The sequence below is a fragment of the Acinetobacter sp. TUM15064 genome (assembly GCF_008980265.1).
GTDB lineage: Bacteria > Pseudomonadota > Gammaproteobacteria > Pseudomonadales > Moraxellaceae > Acinetobacter.
In genome coordinates this window covers 70,857-88,393 of record NZ_BKFU01000007.1, presented here as the reverse complement: position 1 = coordinate 88,393, position 17,537 = coordinate 70,857, and the positions used below count along the sequence as shown (strand labels likewise).

14 protein-coding genes are annotated in these 17,537 nt (G+C 40.9%); 8 read left to right on the top strand and 6 right to left on the bottom strand.

Features of this window, described 5'->3' with window-relative positions:
- Positions 1 to 25 precede the first annotated feature (25 nt).
- Positions 26 to 448 (bottom strand): lysozyme inhibitor LprI family protein, encoded by a 423-nt coding sequence (locus GBI16_RS03975; protein ID WP_151706547.1) that lies wholly within the window; start codon positions 446 to 448, stop codon positions 26 to 28.
- A 192-nt stretch (positions 449 to 640) separates the two neighbouring features.
- On the opposite strand from GBI16_RS03975, the gene GBI16_RS03970 reads away from it, so the two are divergent.
- From GBI16_RS03970 to GBI16_RS03955, 4 genes are all read left to right on the top strand, one after another.
- A complete protein-coding gene (locus GBI16_RS03970; RefSeq protein WP_086210648.1) occupies positions 641 to 946 on the top strand; it encodes a hypothetical protein in 306 nt (101 codons plus the stop codon).
- A gap of 157 nt (positions 947 to 1,103) precedes the next feature.
- Positions 1,104 to 2,477 carry an AarF/ABC1/UbiB kinase family protein gene (locus GBI16_RS03965; RefSeq protein WP_151706546.1) on the top strand — a complete coding sequence of 458 codons (1,374 nt, stop codon included), beginning with the start codon at positions 1,104 to 1,106 and terminating at the stop codon, positions 2,475 to 2,477.
- A 222-nt stretch (positions 2,478 to 2,699) separates the two neighbouring features.
- On the top strand, positions 2,700 to 3,995 hold the full coding sequence (locus tag GBI16_RS03960; protein ID WP_151706545.1) for an acyl-CoA dehydrogenase family protein: 1,296 nt from the start codon (positions 2,700 to 2,702) through the stop codon (positions 3,993 to 3,995).
- A 17-nt stretch (positions 3,996 to 4,012) separates the two neighbouring features.
- Positions 4,013 to 5,212: an acyl-CoA dehydrogenase family protein gene (locus tag GBI16_RS03955; protein ID WP_086210651.1), complete on the top strand. Its 1,200-nt coding sequence runs from the start codon at positions 4,013 to 4,015 to the stop codon at positions 5,210 to 5,212.
- Between the two features lie 136 nt (positions 5,213 to 5,348).
- Here GBI16_RS03955 and GBI16_RS03950 read toward each other — a convergent pair whose 3' ends face one another.
- Positions 5,349 to 6,218 carry an IS982 family transposase gene (locus GBI16_RS03950; protein WP_151706556.1) on the bottom strand — a complete coding sequence of 290 codons (870 nt, stop codon included), beginning with the start codon at positions 6,216 to 6,218 and terminating at the stop codon, positions 5,349 to 5,351.
- A gap of 315 nt (positions 6,219 to 6,533) precedes the next feature.
- On the opposite strand from GBI16_RS03950, the gene GBI16_RS03945 reads away from it, so the two are divergent.
- On the top strand, positions 6,534 to 8,939 hold the full coding sequence (locus GBI16_RS03945) for a YgiQ family radical SAM protein (protein WP_086209806.1): 2,406 nt from the start codon (positions 6,534 to 6,536) through the stop codon (positions 8,937 to 8,939).
- Positions 8,940 to 9,318: 379 nt separating this feature from the next.
- A complete protein-coding gene (locus GBI16_RS03940) occupies positions 9,319 to 9,861 on the top strand; it encodes a DUF2726 domain-containing protein (RefSeq protein ID WP_086209805.1) in 543 nt (180 codons plus the stop codon).
- A 62-nt stretch (positions 9,862 to 9,923) separates the two neighbouring features.
- Here the strand turns inward: GBI16_RS03940 and GBI16_RS03935 are convergent, their stop codons facing one another.
- From GBI16_RS03935 to mdtD, 4 genes are all read right to left on the bottom strand, one after another.
- Positions 9,924 to 10,280 (bottom strand): RidA family protein, encoded by a 357-nt coding sequence (locus GBI16_RS03935; protein WP_086209804.1) that lies wholly within the window; start codon positions 10,278 to 10,280, stop codon positions 9,924 to 9,926.
- 510 nt (positions 10,281 to 10,790) lie between these two features.
- On the bottom strand, positions 10,791 to 11,864 hold the full coding sequence (gene dinB / locus GBI16_RS03930) for a DNA polymerase IV (protein ID WP_086209803.1): 1,074 nt from the start codon (positions 11,862 to 11,864) through the stop codon (positions 10,791 to 10,793).
- Between the two features lie 131 nt (positions 11,865 to 11,995).
- On the bottom strand, positions 11,996 to 12,841 hold the full coding sequence (locus GBI16_RS03925; RefSeq protein WP_404814570.1) for a GH25 family lysozyme: 846 nt from the start codon (positions 12,839 to 12,841) through the stop codon (positions 11,996 to 11,998).
- A 41-nt stretch (positions 12,842 to 12,882) separates the two neighbouring features.
- Positions 12,883 to 14,274, bottom strand: coding sequence for a multidrug transporter subunit MdtD (gene mdtD / locus GBI16_RS03920; protein WP_151706544.1), 1,392 nt, complete (start codon positions 14,272 to 14,274; stop codon positions 12,883 to 12,885).
- Positions 14,275 to 14,434: 160 nt separating this feature from the next.
- Here mdtD and GBI16_RS03915 point away from each other — a divergent pair, with 160 nt between their 5' ends.
- Together GBI16_RS03915 and GBI16_RS03910 are read left to right on the top strand one after the other, a co-directional pair.
- Entirely contained in the window at positions 14,435 to 16,342 is a 1,908-nt protein-coding gene (locus GBI16_RS03915) for a choice-of-anchor I family protein (RefSeq protein WP_151706543.1), read from the top strand.
- 156 nt (positions 16,343 to 16,498) lie between these two features.
- Complete coding sequence (locus GBI16_RS03910; protein ID WP_086209800.1) at positions 16,499 to 17,473, top strand: hypothetical protein; 975 nt, start codon at positions 16,499 to 16,501, stop codon at positions 17,471 to 17,473.
- The last annotated feature ends 64 nt before the right edge of the window (positions 17,474 to 17,537 follow it).

The window sequence follows — 17,537 nt, the reverse complement described above, 5'->3', positions numbered from 1 at the left end:
AAACACATTTTCATACGCTTTGCACTTATTTGCTTATACTGCCTGTACGTGCTTCGTACATATCTGCACGGGTTTGTGTCATTTGCATCAGACATGAAATCCGCTGAACTTCAGTCTTTTCATTTTTCACAATGGGTTTGTTATTACAAATTTGATCACGCTGCTCAAGCCATTGCTGATGAGATTGTTTAACCAAAGCTTGCTCATTAGTAGGGGTTTTGTCTAAATATATTTTGAACACTTTTTTTAAGCGTTTTTTTTGTACTTTATATTCTTTACTCATGCATGTATCAATCTCACTCCATACATTACCCGTTTGTTTCATACATATTTCATATTCTTTACTTGGACCCATCGCAAAGGCTGAACCACCGCACAATCCCATTACAAGGAGTAGACCTAATATCTGTTTCAATTCCATTCCCCAAAACAAATGTTCTTTAATCATTTTTTAATCTAATCATTCACAACATCTACGCGTTGCAGCGCTTTAATATAACATCCTATTTTGTATGAACATACTAAACACTTATAAAATTTCCACATCCTTACTTTTACATGAAGTCACAGGCTTTACATTGAAATCAGATCAAATGGCTTTATTATGAAATGAATTATTTTGCTGATTACGTCCCAACCTATGAGTTATAAACACAATAATCTAATGGCGATGCGTGAGCGTTATTGGAATGACACTGAAAATAACCACGTCGACATTGAAAAAGCTTTTTTTCAAAACCTACTACAACAACAAGGTATCTTTGACTGCGCGACCGTTGAAGATGCAAAATATTTCTTTTTTAGTCTACCAAGCATCATTATTGTTAAAGGTTATGCACACGGTTTTATGCACCAACCTGTGCAAGAAATGATTCTACAACACATTCAAACGCATAAAAATGAACTGATTCAGAAGAACAAACTTAAAATCCAATTTCGCATGTAAAACCTCAGGTTGAGCTATTTTTAAGTACTTATCTGACACTTCTAAGCTTTTTTAACTCGCTATTCAGCAAGTTGAACTTTTTTAATACGTGAATACACGATATTATCCGTTACAATCTTAAGTGCTGCCCTTGCTGATGAAAGGATTTTACTGAATTATGTCAGATCACAACGATAAGCTTAAACAACTGAAAACCTCCTCTATGGATCGTCGTTTATCGATTGCCAAAGCTTCGTTGCTTGCTGGAACACGTTGGGCAGCTTCTAGCGCAACGTCTATGTTTTCTAGTGAAGAAGAAAAAGAAAAAAAACGCAAAAAAGCCATGAAAGAACAAGCCGATTATTTGGTATCTGAAATTGGCAAGCTTAAAGGTTCCATCGTCAAAATTGGCCAAATGATGGCACTATATGGTGAACATTTTTTACCAGAAGAAATCACACAAGCGTTAAATACTCTAAACAATCAAACAGTCGCTTTAGCATGGCCTGCGATTAAACAGCAATTACACAGCCAATTGGGTTCCAAACTGGATGATTTAACCATCGACCACGAACCTTTAGGCACTGCATCACTTGCACAAGTGCACCGCGCAACACGTAAGTCTGATGGTTTAGAGGTGGTATTAAAAATTCAATACCCAGGCGTTGCTGAAGCCATTGACTCAGACATGAGCCTATTCAAAAATATGCTTAAACTGACACGCATGGTGCCGCAAACACGTGAGTTCGATCAATGGTTCGACGAAGTCCGTGAAATGATGCACCGTGAAGTGAATTATAAAATTGAGGCTGCAACTACACGCCGCTTTGCTGCTCGCTTAAAAGAAGACCCACGCTACATCGTGCCACAAATTATTGATGACTATTGCACAGACCAAGTGTTATGCATGACCTTTGAACGTGGTGTGCCGATTAACAGCCCCGTCATGCTGTCTCTACCGCAAGAACGTCGCAACAAACTTGGTGAAGCATCACTTGAAATTGCGGTACGCGAGATTTTTGAATGGGGTGAAATGCAGACCGATCCGAACTTTGGTAACTATCTGGTTCGCTTAGGTAATGGCAATGATATCTTGGATAAAATCGTTCTGCTTGACTTTGGTGCAATTCGACAGTTTGATGAACACTTACTCGGTGTTGCACGCAAGCTCATTCATGCTGGATTTAACCACAATAGTGAAGAAATGGTTCAAGCAATGACAGGCTATGAATTTTTCGACTCTATCCCTCAAAGCATTAAACCGGATATGGCTAAAGTCTTTTTACTTGCAACTGAAGCATTCAGCAGTCCTAGTAACAATCCTGACTTGCCTACTGGTGTTATGGATCAAAACTTTGCTTATGACTGGAAAGCTAGCCAACTTCATAGCCGTGTCATGCAACAAGCGTCTAAGTCGATGGCGTCTCGCTATTTCAGTGTTCCACCCAAAGAATTTATGTTTATCAGCCGTAAATTCATCGGTGCTTATACCTTTATGACCGTGATTGAAGCGAAAACCAATGTCCGCGCAATGGTTGAAAAGTTCATCTAAAAGCTGCATGACCAAAATGACGCAATGTCATTTTGGTCAATTAGTCAATAAATTTAATTTCCAACGATTTAATAAAAAACTTTAAAAACAAATCATTAGAAGAATTTAAAACACACCACCTACCGTTTATCTTTGACAATACATCATGTCAGCGATGACATAGTCATTCATGTTCCGCTATGTCAGCATAAAAATACAGAATAATTCTGCTGGATGAAAATAATGACAAATATGGTAAATAAAGCGCAGGGATTTGGCTTATCACTGATCACAAAGATGGCAAGTAGCGACGTACTTGACCAATTAAAACTTAGAAAGTTTGTAGAAAAATCACTTTATCAAGGCTCAAAAGCAAGCTTTAAAACCCTATCAAAAACACAAAAAGCTTTTAAAGCCAATACAGATCTGCATAAACAGCGGCTCAACAATCAAGAAAAATCATTGTTTGATCTGAACTATTCAGAAGATCAGCAAATGACCATCGACACCATGTCTCAATTCGCTGCAGATGTACTTTACCCATTAGCCGCCAGTGCCGATCAAAATGAAACTTTTCCAACAGAACTTTGGCAATATATCGAAGACCTAGGTCTAAACTTTTATGCTTTGCCTGAAGCACTCGGCGGTATTGCATCTGAAAAAAATATTCTGAGTAATATACTTATTGCGGAGCATTTGGCCAAAGGTGATTTTAGTTTAGCTGCGGGTATGCTCTCTACCTTTAGTGTGATTAATGCCATTACACAATGGGGTTCTGAGCAAGTACAAGCTTTATATTTGAACAGTTTTGCGCAAGACAGTAGCATTCGCGCTAGCTTTGCAATTCAAGAAGCTACGCCTGCTTTTAATCCTTACCAGTTAAAAACCAAAGCCATTTCACGTGATGGCCAGTATCTTATTCAAGGCGAAAAGACACTGGTGCTATTGGCTGAAAGTGCAGATATTTTCCTTGTCAGTGCCGAACTTAATGGTCAAGCTGAAGTTTTTATTCTCAGACGCGATGAAAGTATTCAGTTTAAAAAATCTCCCGCTATGGGGCTCAAAGGCACAGAAACAGCAACTTTAATTTTTAATCAAACCCCTGCTTTACGCTTAGGTGATGAAGACTTCAACTACACTGCTTTTTTAGACCTCGGCAATTTAATGTGGTGTGCAATGGCGGTCGGCACATGTGAAGCAGTCAAAAAATATTGTATTGAATATGCCAATGAACGCACCGCCTTTGGTGAACCCATTTCTCACCGTCAAAGTGTTGCTTTTATGATTGCCGATATGGCCATCGAAATTGATGCCATGCGTATGCTTATCCTAAATGCAGCAAGTCTAGCTGAATCTGGGCAGACATTTCACCGTGAAGCCTATTTAGCACGTTTACTTTGCGCCGAAAAAGCCATGAAAATTGGCACTGATGGTGTACAGATTTTAGGTGGGCACGGATTCACCAAAGAACACCCTGTCGAACGTTGGTATCGTGATTTACGTGCAACAGCAATTGTTCACTCTGGTCTACATGCATAATAAAAAGGAAAACTGGCATGAATTTACAAAACCCTAAAAAATTTAAATTGCTGATTGATCAAGCCCACCAAGTGGCCATCAATGTACTTCGCCCTATCTCCCGAAAATACGATAAAGCTGAACATAGCTATCCTAAAGAACTGGATATGTTGGCATCCTTAGTCGATGGTATGAATGAAGGTGGTGAAGGTATGAACGCAGGGGCCGCTGTTGGTAAGCGGGGTACCAATGAACAAGGCAATAAAAATGGAGTGAATCTCTCTACCGCTTTAAGTGTCATTGAAATGTGCTATGGAGATACCGCTTTACTTCTATCAATGCCCCGTCAAGGGCTGGGGAATTCAGCAATAGCCGCTGTTGCCAATGAAGAGCAGTTGGAGCGCTTCAAAAACACATGGGCGGCCATGGCAATCACTGAACCAAACTGTGGCTCGGACTCAGCGGCTATTCGCACCACTGCAACACAAGATGGCGATGATTACATCTTAAATGGTGAAAAGATCTTCGTGACTTCTGGTGATCGTGCCGATGCCATCGTTGTTTGGGCAACACTGGATAAAAAGTTAGGGCGTTCAGCGATCAAATCTTTTGTGATTCCTAAAGGAACAGCTGGCATGACGGTAGAACGCTTAGAGCATAAGCTAGGAATTAAAGCATCTGACACCGCAGTTATTCGTTTTATTGACTGCCGTGTATCTGCAAGCAATTTACTTGGCAATGCTGAAATAGATGCAACTAAAGGCTTTGCTGGTGTGATGGAAACTTTTGATAATACCCGTCCACTCGTTGCAGCAATGGCTATAGGCTGTGCCAAGGCCTCACTAGAACGCATTAAAGAGATTTTTAGCGATTATTTTGATCCTCAATACATAACGCCATACTTACAGACGACTCATATTGAGAGTCAAATTTATCGTATGGAAGCCGAATGGGAAGCGGCACGATTACTGACCTTAAAAGCCGCATGGATGGCAGATAACAAAAAACCTAACTCAAAAGAAGCCTCTATCTCAAAAGCTAAAGCTGGCCGGATCTGTAATGAAATTACACTCAAGTGCGTCGAACTTGCAGCAACAGTCGGCTATAACGAAGATGAGCTTTTAGAAAAATGGGCAAGAGATTCTAAAATTCTAGATATTTTTGAAGGGACTCAGCAAATTCAGCAACTCATTATCGCGCGCCGTGAACTAGGCAAGTCATCCAGTGAATTAAAATAATTCAATATTAATAAGGCGATACTTAAAACTATCGCCTTTCATCCAAAAGCGTTTAGGTAAAATATTACCTCATCTAAAGTTGTCCCCCCATAGACACAAATGAACTGAAATTATGATTACTTAACCCGAATCCTGTTTAAGCCAATGATTCCACAACCCGAATGATTGGCTTGTTTTGATGACATAATTGGTAAGCACATAAAGAGGCATAAATACCAGCTAAATAGCCTTCAACACTTCTCGCGTTACTTGTTACCAAATTATATTTCCCTTTGAGCAAACTAAATAACGTTTCTATTTTGTTGCGCTGCTTTAGATAATATTCATCTTCTTTTGACAATTGAACTGCCTGCATGTTTTTACGATGATATGTAATTAAATCAATATCTTGTTCTTTAAGCCTAGCTTTCAGTTCATGACTAATATAGCCACGATCAGCATAAAGCTTTGCTTTTAATCCTTCTACCAACTGTTTAACCATTTTGATATCCGCTGTATGTCCATTAGATAAAACTGAGTTCGCAATCTCACCTGATTGATTCATCAGTAAATGTAGCTTACAACCAAAGAACCATCCCATTGAGCTTTTACCACGCGTTGCAATTGATGATATGGATTTATGTCGCTGAATACGCTGATTTTTACAGACTGGCAAAGTAGTTGAATCAATCAATAAATACGAACTTTGATGATCTTTCATCACAGCGAAATGCAAGGCATGTAAAGCGAGTTGATGTGTATTCACTAAATGAATCATGCGCTGATAACAGGGTAAACTTTTAAATAAATGGCTTTTGTCTTGTTTCAACGATGAGAAGAATGTTTTGAAGTTATTAAAATGAGAACATTTATACCAAATCGCAATGAAGATGATTTCTGAAATACTCAGTTGAGCGGTTCGAATTCTTAGGCAATGGTGACATTCTTTAAGAAATTTCCAGTAAGTCGCTTCAAATTTTAAGAAGAAATCATCAATTACACAAAATAATTCTGTACTATCGAACATAAGGACTAGAGTTGTGAGTTTGGTGTGGTAACTCAACTGATAGCTCTAGTCCTCTTCTTTTTCAAGCCTATTTCTTATCCATGATTCGGGTTAATCTATATATTTCATTTATTAAGCATTTTATCTTTTTTATTATGGTTTTCATAAAAGAGATAGGTTTGCTTGGAATAATTCTTCTAATAAGTTGATTATCAATTAAGCTAGGTTGTATAAATTATAATCAAGCAAGGTGAATATAATTCATGGTAAAATGATCGGCTTTCATCTTTGATCTCTATTTGAGATCTTTCATCTGCCAGCCGAGAATTGCTAGCCATGTCTACTGCTTATACTATGCAGACCGCGCCTACAGCGTTGTTTGATTACGACAAATATTGGGCGTCATGCTTTGAACCTGCGCCATTTTTGCCGATGTCGCGCGAGGAAATGGATCAACTCGGTTGGGATAGTTGCGACTTTATTTTGGTCTGCGGTGATGCTTATATTGATCATCCATCATTTTGTTCGGGCATTATTGGTCGTACGTTAGAAGCACAAGGTTTCCGTGTCGGCATTATTGCGCAACCAGATTGGACTAATGTTGAAGCTTTTCGTGTTTTAGGTAAGCCCAATATTGCTTGGGGGGTGACTGCTGGGAATATGGATTCGATGATCAACCGTTATACGGCTGATCGTAAAATTCGTTCTGATGATGCCTATTCGCCAGATAACTTACCCAATAAACGTCCAGACCGTGCAGCAACCGTGTATTGCCAGCGTGTGCGTGAAGCATTTCCAGATGTGCCTGTATTGCTAGGTGGAATTGAAGCGTCTTTACGTCGTATTGCACATTATGACTATTGGTCAGATAAAGTTCGTCGTTCAGTGTTGATGGACTCAAAAGCCGATCTCTTGATGTATGGTAATGGCGAGCGTTCGATTACTGAGGTGATGCATCGTTTAGCCAAAGGCGAAAAAATTCACGAAATTACCGATGTTCGTGGCACGGCATTTATTGTGAATAAGTTAAACCGCCCATCTAAAGCCAAGTTTGTGGAAATTGCATCAAATGATGTAGATACCGTTGGTCGCGTTGATCCGATTATCAATCCTTATGTGATGACTGAAGATTTAGATGGCTGTGAAATTGAAAAAGATAAGGGTAATTCTTTAACCCAATACCAAAATTTCCAAAAAGAAATTGTGACAAATCAAATTGTTCGTGAAGGGGATCAACTTGATCCTGATACACAAATTGTGCAATTACAGCCGTCTTCAAAGGCAATTAAACATAAATTACCGCCACGTGAACTGGCTGTGATTCGTTTGCCTGCATTTGAAGCAGTGGCAGATGATCCAGTTTTATATGCACATGCCAACCGTATTTTACATCTTGAAACCAATCCAGGAAATGCACGTGCTTTGGTACAAAAGCATGGTGAGCGTGATGTTTGGTTAAATGCGCCACCGATTCCGCTAACCACGGAAGAAATGGACTATGTGTTTGATTTACCTTATGCACGTCTACCCCATCCTGTGTATGGGGATGCGCGTTTCCCTGCATTTGATATGATTAAGTTCTCTGTGAACATCATGCGTGGCTGTTTCGGGGGGTGTACCTTCTGTTCGATTACAGAACATGAAGGTCGTATCATTCAAAACCGTTCAGAAGAATCAATTTTGCGTGAAGTTGAAAAGATTCGTGATACCGCACCAGGCTTTACCGGCATCATTTCTGACTTGGGTGGACCTACAGCAAACATGTATCGTTTGCACTGTAAAGACCCTGAGATTGAAAAGAATTGTCGTAAACCATCCTGTGTTTATCCGGGTGTGTGTCAAAACTTACATACCGATCATGCCCCTTTAACGCAGCTATATCGTAAAGCACGCGCCATTAAAGGCATCAAAAAGATTCTGATTGGTTCGGGTCTGCGTTATGACTTGGCGGTGTTAAACCCTGAATATGTCAAAGAGTTGGTACAACATCACGTTGGTGGTTATTTAAAAATTGCCCCGGAACATACCGAAAAAGGTCCATTGTCGAAGATGATGAAACCGGGCATCGGGACCTATGATCGTTTTAAACAAATGTTTGATCGATTCAGTAAGGAAGCGGGTAAAGAGCAGTATCTCATTCCGTACTTTATTGCTGCGCATCCGGGTACGACCGAATATGACATGATGAATTTGGCGATTTGGCTGAAGAAAAATGGTTTCCGTGCCGATCAGGTACAGACTTTCTATCCATCGCCAATGGCAACAGCGACCACCATGTATCACACGGGTAAGAACCCATTAGCTAAAGTGGCGCGGTATACTGAAGATGTGGATATTGTGAAAGGTGAGAAGCGTCGTCGTTTGCACAAAGCATTCTTGCGTTATCATGATCCAAACAACTGGCCTTTGCTGCGTGATGCTTTAAAAGAGATGGGCCGCCAAGACTTGATTGGTAACTCGAAACAGCATTTGATTCCAACCTATCAACCGCAAGGGACAGAGGGGCAGTATCAATCTGCGCGTAAAAAGAACTCAACCGTGGATGGTGATTCGCAAAAGCGTAATGGTGAGAATCGTAACCAACAAGCGAAAAATCAATCTCGTCCGTCAAATACCAAGAAGCGTCCTGAGCGTGGTCAGATTTTGACGCAACATACAGGTTTACCACCGCGTGAAACAGGTGATGCCAAGAAGCCATTTGGACATTCAAAATCAAAACCGAAGTCTAAGTCGCGTGCTTAATCGGAACTGAAACTAAGAAGGGTGCCTTGGCATCCTTTTTTATGCGATATTATTTTTATAAGCAGTTAAAAGACTTTACTCTAGGGATTTTTGTCATTTGTCGGGAAAAATTTGGCATAGACTAAAATAGTATTGCACCCTAAGGATTGAGTCTATTACAGTATGAACTAGCTAAATAAATGATGTCGTTGTTTGCGCAGTTGCAATAAATGTTACATCAAATGACATTGAAAAGATTTGTTTAGTTTTATAACCATTTGGTCAAATTTAGCTGTAATTTTTTATTTCGTGGTTTGGGAAAATGATCAGCACGCTATACTGATCGCATAAAAATCGGTGTGAGACCGGAAATTATAATAAATATGAGAAGGATACGAATATGACAATTTATATAGTAATTGGTAGTGTGATACTACTACTGTCCATGATTTTGGCGAGTAAGGGTTTAATTCCAAAAACAAAACAACAGGATAGTGCATTAAGGCAGCGCGCTATTTTCAATGTAAATGAACAATTAACCTATACACGATTGAAAGAAATTTTACCTCATCATACGATACTTGCACATGTTTCTTATGATGCTTTATTGACAACTAAATTTTCACGTACACGAAGTAAATATCGTAACTTGGTGGCCGATTTTGTGGTGGTAGATGGGATGCAGCAAGTGGTTGCTGTCGTGGCTTTAGATGACCCACTTTCCTTGAAACGCCCACAAAAGTCCCAATTTCAGGATGCGATACTCGATATGGCGGGCTATAAAGTCATCCGTTATGAAGAAGTACCTGAATATCATCAGTTACGTGAAGATTTTTATGGAGATGTCTATCTCCCAACACGTTTAAACAAAGATAAGAAAACCTCAAAAAAGTACGACTATTATAATGATGCACAAACACGAAAATTACGTGTGCTTGGCTAGTTGAGCTTTGAAGTTCATCATAAAAAACATGCGATCCATGTCTTTTATGATGAATAATTTATTTATTCAGGTTTAACCGCAACAACTGTTAACTCGACCAAGACACGTGGATCATAGAGTTTTGCTTCAACACAAGTACGAGGTAATGCATCAATATCGGCAACCCATGCATCCCATACTTCATTAAACGCAGCATAATCTTGTTCAATATCTTTTAAATAAATTGTCACAGATAAAATATGGCTTTTGTCTGTGCCTGCATCTGCAAGAAATTGGTCGATCATGTCGAAAGTCTGTTGAGTTTGTCCTTTAATATCTAAATCAAAGTCAGAAGCCAATTGTCCTGCTAAATGAATGAGGTTTCCAGCAATTGCCACTTCAGAAAAGCGATTTGAGACATGCAAACGTTGAACAGCCATGTGAGAGCCCTGTGCGTGTAGAATTAAAGATCATGATATATACCTCGATAGCCTATCACAAAGTCAAGTGCGACAGATGATCACTCGCTCGCAATCCCGTTATTTACAGTATTAAGGTTTTTTGGGGTTCTAAAATGACTCAGAAGAGAGTGGTACTGACTTTGAGAGTATATGGTGATGATTTGAAAAGTGTGGTGTAAAAATAAAAAGAAGTGCTTAGTCTGAGTTGGAATGAGGGATGAAAATTACTTGTAGATAGTTATTGTTATTTTGATAAGGCTAAAATGCTACACGATGTAAAAGCAGTATGTCGTGATGAGCATCAGAGATGCCCTGTAATCTTTGGATTTGATCGTCACACCAATCACAGGACGTTATGCTAAAAGTAAAGGTGAGTTTTAGCATCTCAGCGCTTACATGGATAAATGTAGCGCGCCATTAGATTACTCTAAAAAAGGATATTGTGAATGCTAAATTGCATTATTTTTGTTCTTTTGGTTAAAAAATAGCTCATTTGGGTATTTCATCTTCCCATAAGGAGAGTTGAGGAAGTACTTCTTTGTGAGAAAGCGCATAAACACCAACACCCACTAATCGAAAGCATTGCTCTGGCCTGATATGCATGTCTTTGAGCAGGCTGTCTAAGATGAGTTGTAGTTCTGCCTGATGTTTAAGAGGTATTTTAAAGCTTTTGCTATGCTGTAAAGTCTGAAAATTCTTGAGTTTAAGTTTGACGGTGACGCCACGAGCATACAGTTGTTTTTTCTCGAGACTTCGCCAAACTTGTTCAATCAACTGGGGCCAAAATGGCATGCATTGTTCAATGCTTAAGTCATCATCAAAGGTCGTTTCTTTTGAGATTTGCTGACGTTCACGTTCTGCTTGTACAGGACGTTCATCTATCCCTTGCGCATATAAAAACAGTTGTTTGCCGTATTTGCCAAAATGGTGAATGAGTACATTTTCATCTAATTTTTGTAGATCGCCTAAAGTCTCAAGATTTAAGCTTTTTAACTTTTCTTGCATGACTTTACCGACACCAGGGATTTTTTTAAGCGCTAAGTGCTGAATAAACTGCTGAACGTGTGAGGGTTTAATCACACAGATCCCATTGGGTTTATTCCAGTCCGAAGCAACTTTGGCGAGAAATTTATTGGGTGCAACACCCGCCGAGGCGGTCAGTCCTGTGCTTTGAAAAATATCAGCGCGAATGCGCTCAGCCACTTCTGTGGCGCTGGCCAGTTGTTGTAAATTTTCAGTGACATCTAAATAGGCTTCATCCAAAGAAAGGGGTTCAATGAGGGTCGTATAACGCTGGAAAATAGTATGAATCTGTTCTGAAACTGCCCGATATTTAGAAAAGTTGGGTTCAATCACGACCACTTGCGGGCAGCGTTTTTTGGCTTGAGTCATCGACATCGCTGAACGGAGACCATATTGACGTGCAGGGTAGGATGCGGCTGCAATAACGGCACGAGGATGGTGCGAAGAAATGACCACAGGCAAGTGCTTTAAATCTGGACGTTCAAGCAACTCTACAGATGCGTAGAAGGCATCCATGTCGATGTGAATGATTTTTCGCATACTCGGTTTTGATGTAGAGGTTCAGCTAAAGTATGGCACTATCTCTCTCGATTGCGAAGCCTTTCATCCACTATGCGCGACATGGTTTGTCTTCATGTTCTTATTTTTTGTTAAAGATGAAGGTGGGTGACTTATTTAATGGGTAAATTTTGTGGTAGTTGATAAAGTCCTTGGCGTTCTAAAAAGTGTATCCACTCTTGTTCTGAACCATGAAATACATTGAGATCAACCAAGGTAGGAACACCTTTAATTTGTCCTTGGCTAGTGTGTTGCCAAAAGGTCCATTTTGGATTGCCCTTGAGTTCAGGTTGACCTTGATATTCACGAATCCAAAGCGGTGTATTCTTAAACTTATCGACTAAAACAATATTATAAAATGCCTTAGAGGTATAAAAGATCGGCTGTAAACCATAGTGTTCGTGCAGTTTATCATGCATGACCTGAATTTCTTTGAGCAGCTGTTCTTTGGTGTAGGTATTAATACAGTTACTGTCATATTCCAAATCAATCACAGGTGGCAAGCTATCTTTTTTCTTTGGCACGGTTTCAATAAAGTTTTGCGCTTGAATCTGCCCATCACGACATAAACGATAAAAATGATAGGCTCCGACTAAGAAGCCGTGCTCACGTGCTTTAAGCCAGTTGTCCTGAAACTTTCGATCTTTAAAATCGCCACCTTCGGTAGCTTTTAAATAGACGAATTTAAACTCTTTGGGAGAAATGGATTGCCATTGAATATCGCCCTGATGATGAGATACATCAAAGCCTTTTACGGGATACTCTTGAGCAGATGCGACATTGTTCTGCAAGAAAAAATAGGTGATTCCGAGACCGATACAGAGCACTATTACACAGGCGGCTGTGTAATAGGCTAATGATGTTTTTCGAGAAGCGGTGGCTTTTTTTCTTACAGGCATGCTTTTGCAGGTGTTGATTTTTAGCTCATCATCATAGCTTGAATTCACTGAACTGACCATGATGATTATGCTCAGTGAATGGCCGTACTTTGTATCTGTTGTTAATCTGCGGTGTCTTTGGGGATATGCCAAAAAATAGCAGCAGTAATCAGGTTAATACAGCCCAATACAATCAAGGTATTATGGAATGCCATGACGATATGCTCTGTGCCCAAATACGCCGTAAAGACATTGACCAAAGTACCCGCCAAGGCTACACCAATACTCATCGACACCATCATGATCATCGACAAGAAACTGTTACCACTGCTGGCATCTTGTTGTGGCAGATCTTTCAGCGTGAGGGTATTCATAGACACAAATTGCAGTGAGTTCAGCATGCCAAAAACAAAGAAATGCAGCGCGCGTAGCCATGTCGGGGTATCTGCGGTGTTGAGTGCGAAGCTGGCAATACATGCACCAACCAATAGGGTATTTACTAAAAGGACGTGGCGATAACCAAAGCGTTGAATCAAGTGACGAATGATGGGTTTGGATGCCAATGAACCTAGCACTGTGGGAATCATTAATAGCCCTGTAATTAAGGGTTCAAAGCCAAAGGCCAGTTGTAACATCAAAGGCATGAGAAAGGGCATGGCATTGCCACCGAGGCGAGCAAAGAAATTGCCTAAAATACCCACGGCATAGATGCGGTTACCAAACAGCTTGCTACGAAATAAGGCATTTTGATGCGTATGCGCATGATAGGCATACCAAAGTGCAGTGACCAAACTCAATCCAACTAATCCGAGGCTCCACCATAAAGTTAGATGTGGGCTAGCAAAATTTTCAATGCCTAAAGAGAGTCCTGCCATGGTAATGACCAGTAGGATAAAACCCCAAAAGTCAAAACGTGGCACATTCTGTTCGGTGACATTCGGCATGGCTTTAAAACTAATCAGGACCCCTAACAGCCCCATGGGGAGGTTAATCAGGAAAATCCAATGCCATGTGCTGACTTCGACCAGCCAGCCACCAAGTGTTGGGCCAATGAGTGGGCCAATCAGTCCCGCGAGGCTCATTAAGCTCATTGCGGATAAAAACTGCGTCCGCGGGATGACCTTGAGCATGGCTAAACGGCCAACAGGGAGCAATAATGCACCGCCTACGCCTTGGAGTACGCGATAGAACAATAATTCATTTAAGCTTTCAGAAAAACCACAGCCCAGTGAAGCAAGAGTAAAAATGATAATGGCACTGAAATAGGTATTGCGCACCCCAAAACGGTCTGCAAGCCAACCACTCAAGGGAATACAGGCAGCCACGGCAAGCACATAGGCCACCACCACGCTATGCATTTGCAGCGGGTCCTCATTTAGGCTGATGGCCATAGCAGGTAGAGCGGTATTCACAATGGTGGTATCTAAGCCTTGCATAAAAAAGCCAATCGAAACCAGAAGTACCAAAAGACGGTACTCAGGAGCGAGCGCTTGATGGGTTGGCGTTTGATTCATAGATACAACAAAGTGAAATTTTTAAACAGTTTAGCCCAATTTATACAGAACTGATGTTGTGAAAGTGCATTTATCACCTGCCATCAAATTGACATCTATACGACATTGAACTGCAACGCTTGCGTCATACATTGGTCAAATTTGAACCGATATTTAGATCATGATGAATAAAACATATAGTGCCGTATTTTTAGCTTGGATGGGACTGGGTTTAGTGGGATGTAATGGCAGTGATGATGAACAAACCATTACATCCCCACCTGTTGTTGAGGAAGTTACGCCGAATGGTATTGAACTGGTCAAGCTTGCAAGTTATGCGTCGGGGGTATTTGGGCAGAGTGCAGCGGAGATACCCGCTTATGATGCCGAGAGTCAGCGCCTATTCGTGGTAAATGCTCAAAAAGGCATGGTCGATGTTTTGGATTTCTCCAAACCAGCGCAACCGACATATATTCAGTCTTTGGATGCCAAAACTTATTTAGCCAATTCCGAAGTGAATAGTGTCGCGGTGCATAATGGTATCGTTGCGCTTGCGGTTCAGGCTGAGGATAAAACCCAAACTGGTATCGTGGCTTTCTTTAAAGCACAAGATTTGTCTTATATTAGCCAAGTCAAGGTCGGTGCTTTACCCGATATGCTAACCTTCACACCTGATGGTCGAAAGGTGTTGGTTGCCAATGAGGCGGAACCGAATGAGGGTTATCAAATTGATCCTGAGGGTTCGGTTAGTATTATTGATGTTTCTGACATTCAAAAACCAACAGCAAACATAGCAGGCTTCCAAGCATGGAATGACCGTAAACAAGAATTATTGGATGCAGGGATTCGTATTTTTGGTCCAGACATCAGCCAATACTCAAATGTCGCGACCGTAGGTATTCAAACCACCTCTGTAGCACAGGATTTGGAGCCTGAGTACATCGCAGTCAGTGCTGATGGCAAAAAGGCGTGGGTCAGTTTGCAGGAAAACAATGCGATTGGGGTTTTAGACTTAGAAAAAAATCAATTTGTTGATCTTTTCCCGATGGGCTACAAAGACCATAGCTTGCCTGAAAATGCCTTAGATGGCAGTGACCGTGACTGTGCTATTGGTCAAGACTCGTTGGGGCGTAGTATTACAGAATGTGCAAAAGATGCAGGAATGATCAATATCCGCTCTTGGCCGGGACTATATGGCATGTATATGCCCGATGCCATTGCACAATATCAAGCCAAGGGTAAAACCTATTTGGTCACGGCCAATGAAGGGGATGCCCGTGAATGGTTAAAGGATGAAGCCAAATACTTTGAAGGCGCGGACTTAAATGCTGGTTATGCAGAAGAGATACGTATCAAACACTTGTTTAAAAAAGCAGGTTTTGATGCCAAAGGCGATTATGCAGCACATTTACGTCAGCTTGCGCCAGGTGTGAAAGGGGCAAAATTAAACCCAGAGGTGTTTAAACCTTGTCAAACGGCTGACGCAACAGAAGTCTGTGCGGACAATTTAATTAAAGACGCACAAATTGGACGTTTGACCATTAGTTGGACTCAAGGCTATCAAAAAGATCCACTGACAGGTCTGCCAAAGTTGGATGAAAATGGTCGTCTGACGTATGACAAATTATATGCTTATGGTGGTCGTTCGGTAAGTATTGTCGACCCTGAAACCAAGCAGATTGTGTGGGACTCGGGCAGTGAGTTTGAGCGAAAAATTGCGGAGTTGTTTCCAAATCAATTTAATAGCAATCATGAAGCATTTAAATTTGATGACCGTAGTGACAACAAAGGCCCTGAACCTGAAGGAGTGACTCTGGGTAAAATTGGTGAAAAGACCTTTGCCTTTATTGGACTTGAGCGTGCCAGTGGCATCATGGTCTATGACATTAGCAACCCGAATCAGGCTAAATTTGTTCAGTACCTGAACCATCGCAACACCACCGAAACAGAAGTCACGAAGCAAGGAGACCTTGGCCCAGAAGGTTTGATCTTTATCGCGGCGAAAAATTCACCAAATGCTCGACCTTTATTGGTAGTGGGGAATGAAGTCAGTGGTACGACGTCAGTTTATGAAGTAAAGCTAAATTAATAGCTTAGTTTAAATAAAGAGCACAGTGGTGCTCTTTTTTATGGCGCTACAAAAAATATATGACAATAATGTCATGAAAATGAAATAAAACCGTCATAATCTCTGCCAAAGCTTCAATGGCAGGCTGTTGGAAAGATTCTGCAAAAGGTTTGTTTTATGACAATCGAAATCTTGATGGTGATTGGCTTCTGTTTAGCAGCTTATTCTATCGTCGGAAATGATGTGCCACAGACATTAGGTACCTTTATTTCATCGAATGCACACCGCCCATGGTGGGTGCTTTGGCTCTTTATCAGCACCATTTTAGTTGTGGTTCTGATCTATGGTTGGTATGCATCAGGTGTGGGAGATGCCTCTTACGGTCGCTTAGAGACGATTCCATTTCCAGATAATGGGATTACGTGGCTGTATATCGTACCGCCAATTTTACTGTTGTTTTTGACCAAATACGGCATTCCTGTGAGTACCACTTTTTTGGTTTTAACCATTTTCTCGCCTGCAAGTTTGGGGTCGATGATGGTGAAGTCAATGATGGGCTATGCCGTGGCTTTTGTGGTTGCGATTATTGTCTATCGTTTTGTGATGCGACAAGTGGCAAAGTACTTTGCCAAAACCCGTCATGAAGAACCTTCGCATATTTGGATTGGGTTACAGTGGGTATCGACCGCTTTTTTGTGGAGCCAATGGCTGATTCAAGATTTGGCCAATATTTTTGTATACGTGCCACGCCAAGTTCCGTTGGCATTTTTGCTGTTTGCTATCACCATCTTTGTGGTGTTGTTGGCGCTGATTTTGTACCAACGTGGTGGGGCGATTCAAAAAATTGTTGATACTAAAACAGGTGTAACGGATATTCGTGCTGCAACGATTATTGACTTTATGTATGCCCTGATTTTGTTGGTCTTCAAGGAGTGGAGCAACATTCCAATGAGTACCACATGGGTATTCTTAGGTTTACTTGCAGGTCGTGAGTTTGCTATGTCGATGATTTTTGATGAGGTGAATAAGCACCGTACTTCGCGCAATGTCAGTAAAGATGCCATGAAGTTGATGTTTGGTTTAGCCATGTCGGTGATTTTGGCGACCACTTTGCCGTGGTTCTACAACTTTGTCACGAATTATGGTCAATAGACGAAGTTGTTAAAAAAGCGAGCCTTGAGCTCGCTTCTTTGTGTATGGAGAGTTTTGAGGTGTT

Excerpts from the sequence above, each read along its gene's own strand:
- GBI16_RS03975 (WP_151706547.1), bottom strand. The coding sequence starts at position 448 with ATGATTAAAGAACATTTGTTTTGGGGAATGGAATTGAAACAGATATTA.
- GBI16_RS03970 (WP_086210648.1), top strand. The coding sequence starts at position 641 with ATGAGTTATAAACACAATAATCTAATGGCGATGCGTGAGCGTTATTGG.
- GBI16_RS03965 (WP_151706546.1), top strand. The coding sequence starts at position 1,104 with ATGTCAGATCACAACGATAAGCTTAAACAACTGAAAACCTCCTCTATG.
- GBI16_RS03960 (WP_151706545.1), top strand. The coding sequence starts at position 2,700 with ATGACAAATATGGTAAATAAAGCGCAGGGATTTGGCTTATCACTGATC.
- GBI16_RS03955 (WP_086210651.1), top strand. The coding sequence starts at position 4,013 with ATGAATTTACAAAACCCTAAAAAATTTAAATTGCTGATTGATCAAGCC.
- GBI16_RS03950 (WP_151706556.1), bottom strand. The coding sequence starts at position 6,218 with ATGTTCGATAGTACAGAATTATTTTGTGTAATTGATGATTTCTTCTTA.
- GBI16_RS03945 (WP_086209806.1), top strand. The coding sequence starts at position 6,534 with ATGTCTACTGCTTATACTATGCAGACCGCGCCTACAGCGTTGTTTGAT.
- GBI16_RS03940 (WP_086209805.1), top strand. The coding sequence starts at position 9,319 with ATGACAATTTATATAGTAATTGGTAGTGTGATACTACTACTGTCCATG.
- GBI16_RS03935 (WP_086209804.1), bottom strand. The coding sequence starts at position 10,280 with ATGGCTGTTCAACGTTTGCATGTCTCAAATCGCTTTTCTGAAGTGGCA.
- dinB (WP_086209803.1), bottom strand. The coding sequence starts at position 11,864 with ATGCGAAAAATCATTCACATCGACATGGATGCCTTCTACGCATCTGTA.
- GBI16_RS03925 (WP_404814570.1), bottom strand. The coding sequence starts at position 12,841 with ATGGTCAGTTCAGTGAATTCAAGCTATGATGATGAGCTAAAAATCAAC.
- mdtD (WP_151706544.1), bottom strand. The coding sequence starts at position 14,274 with ATGAATCAAACGCCAACCCATCAAGCGCTCGCTCCTGAGTACCGTCTT.
- GBI16_RS03915 (WP_151706543.1), top strand. The coding sequence starts at position 14,435 with ATGATGAATAAAACATATAGTGCCGTATTTTTAGCTTGGATGGGACTG.
- GBI16_RS03910 (WP_086209800.1), top strand. The coding sequence starts at position 16,499 with ATGACAATCGAAATCTTGATGGTGATTGGCTTCTGTTTAGCAGCTTAT.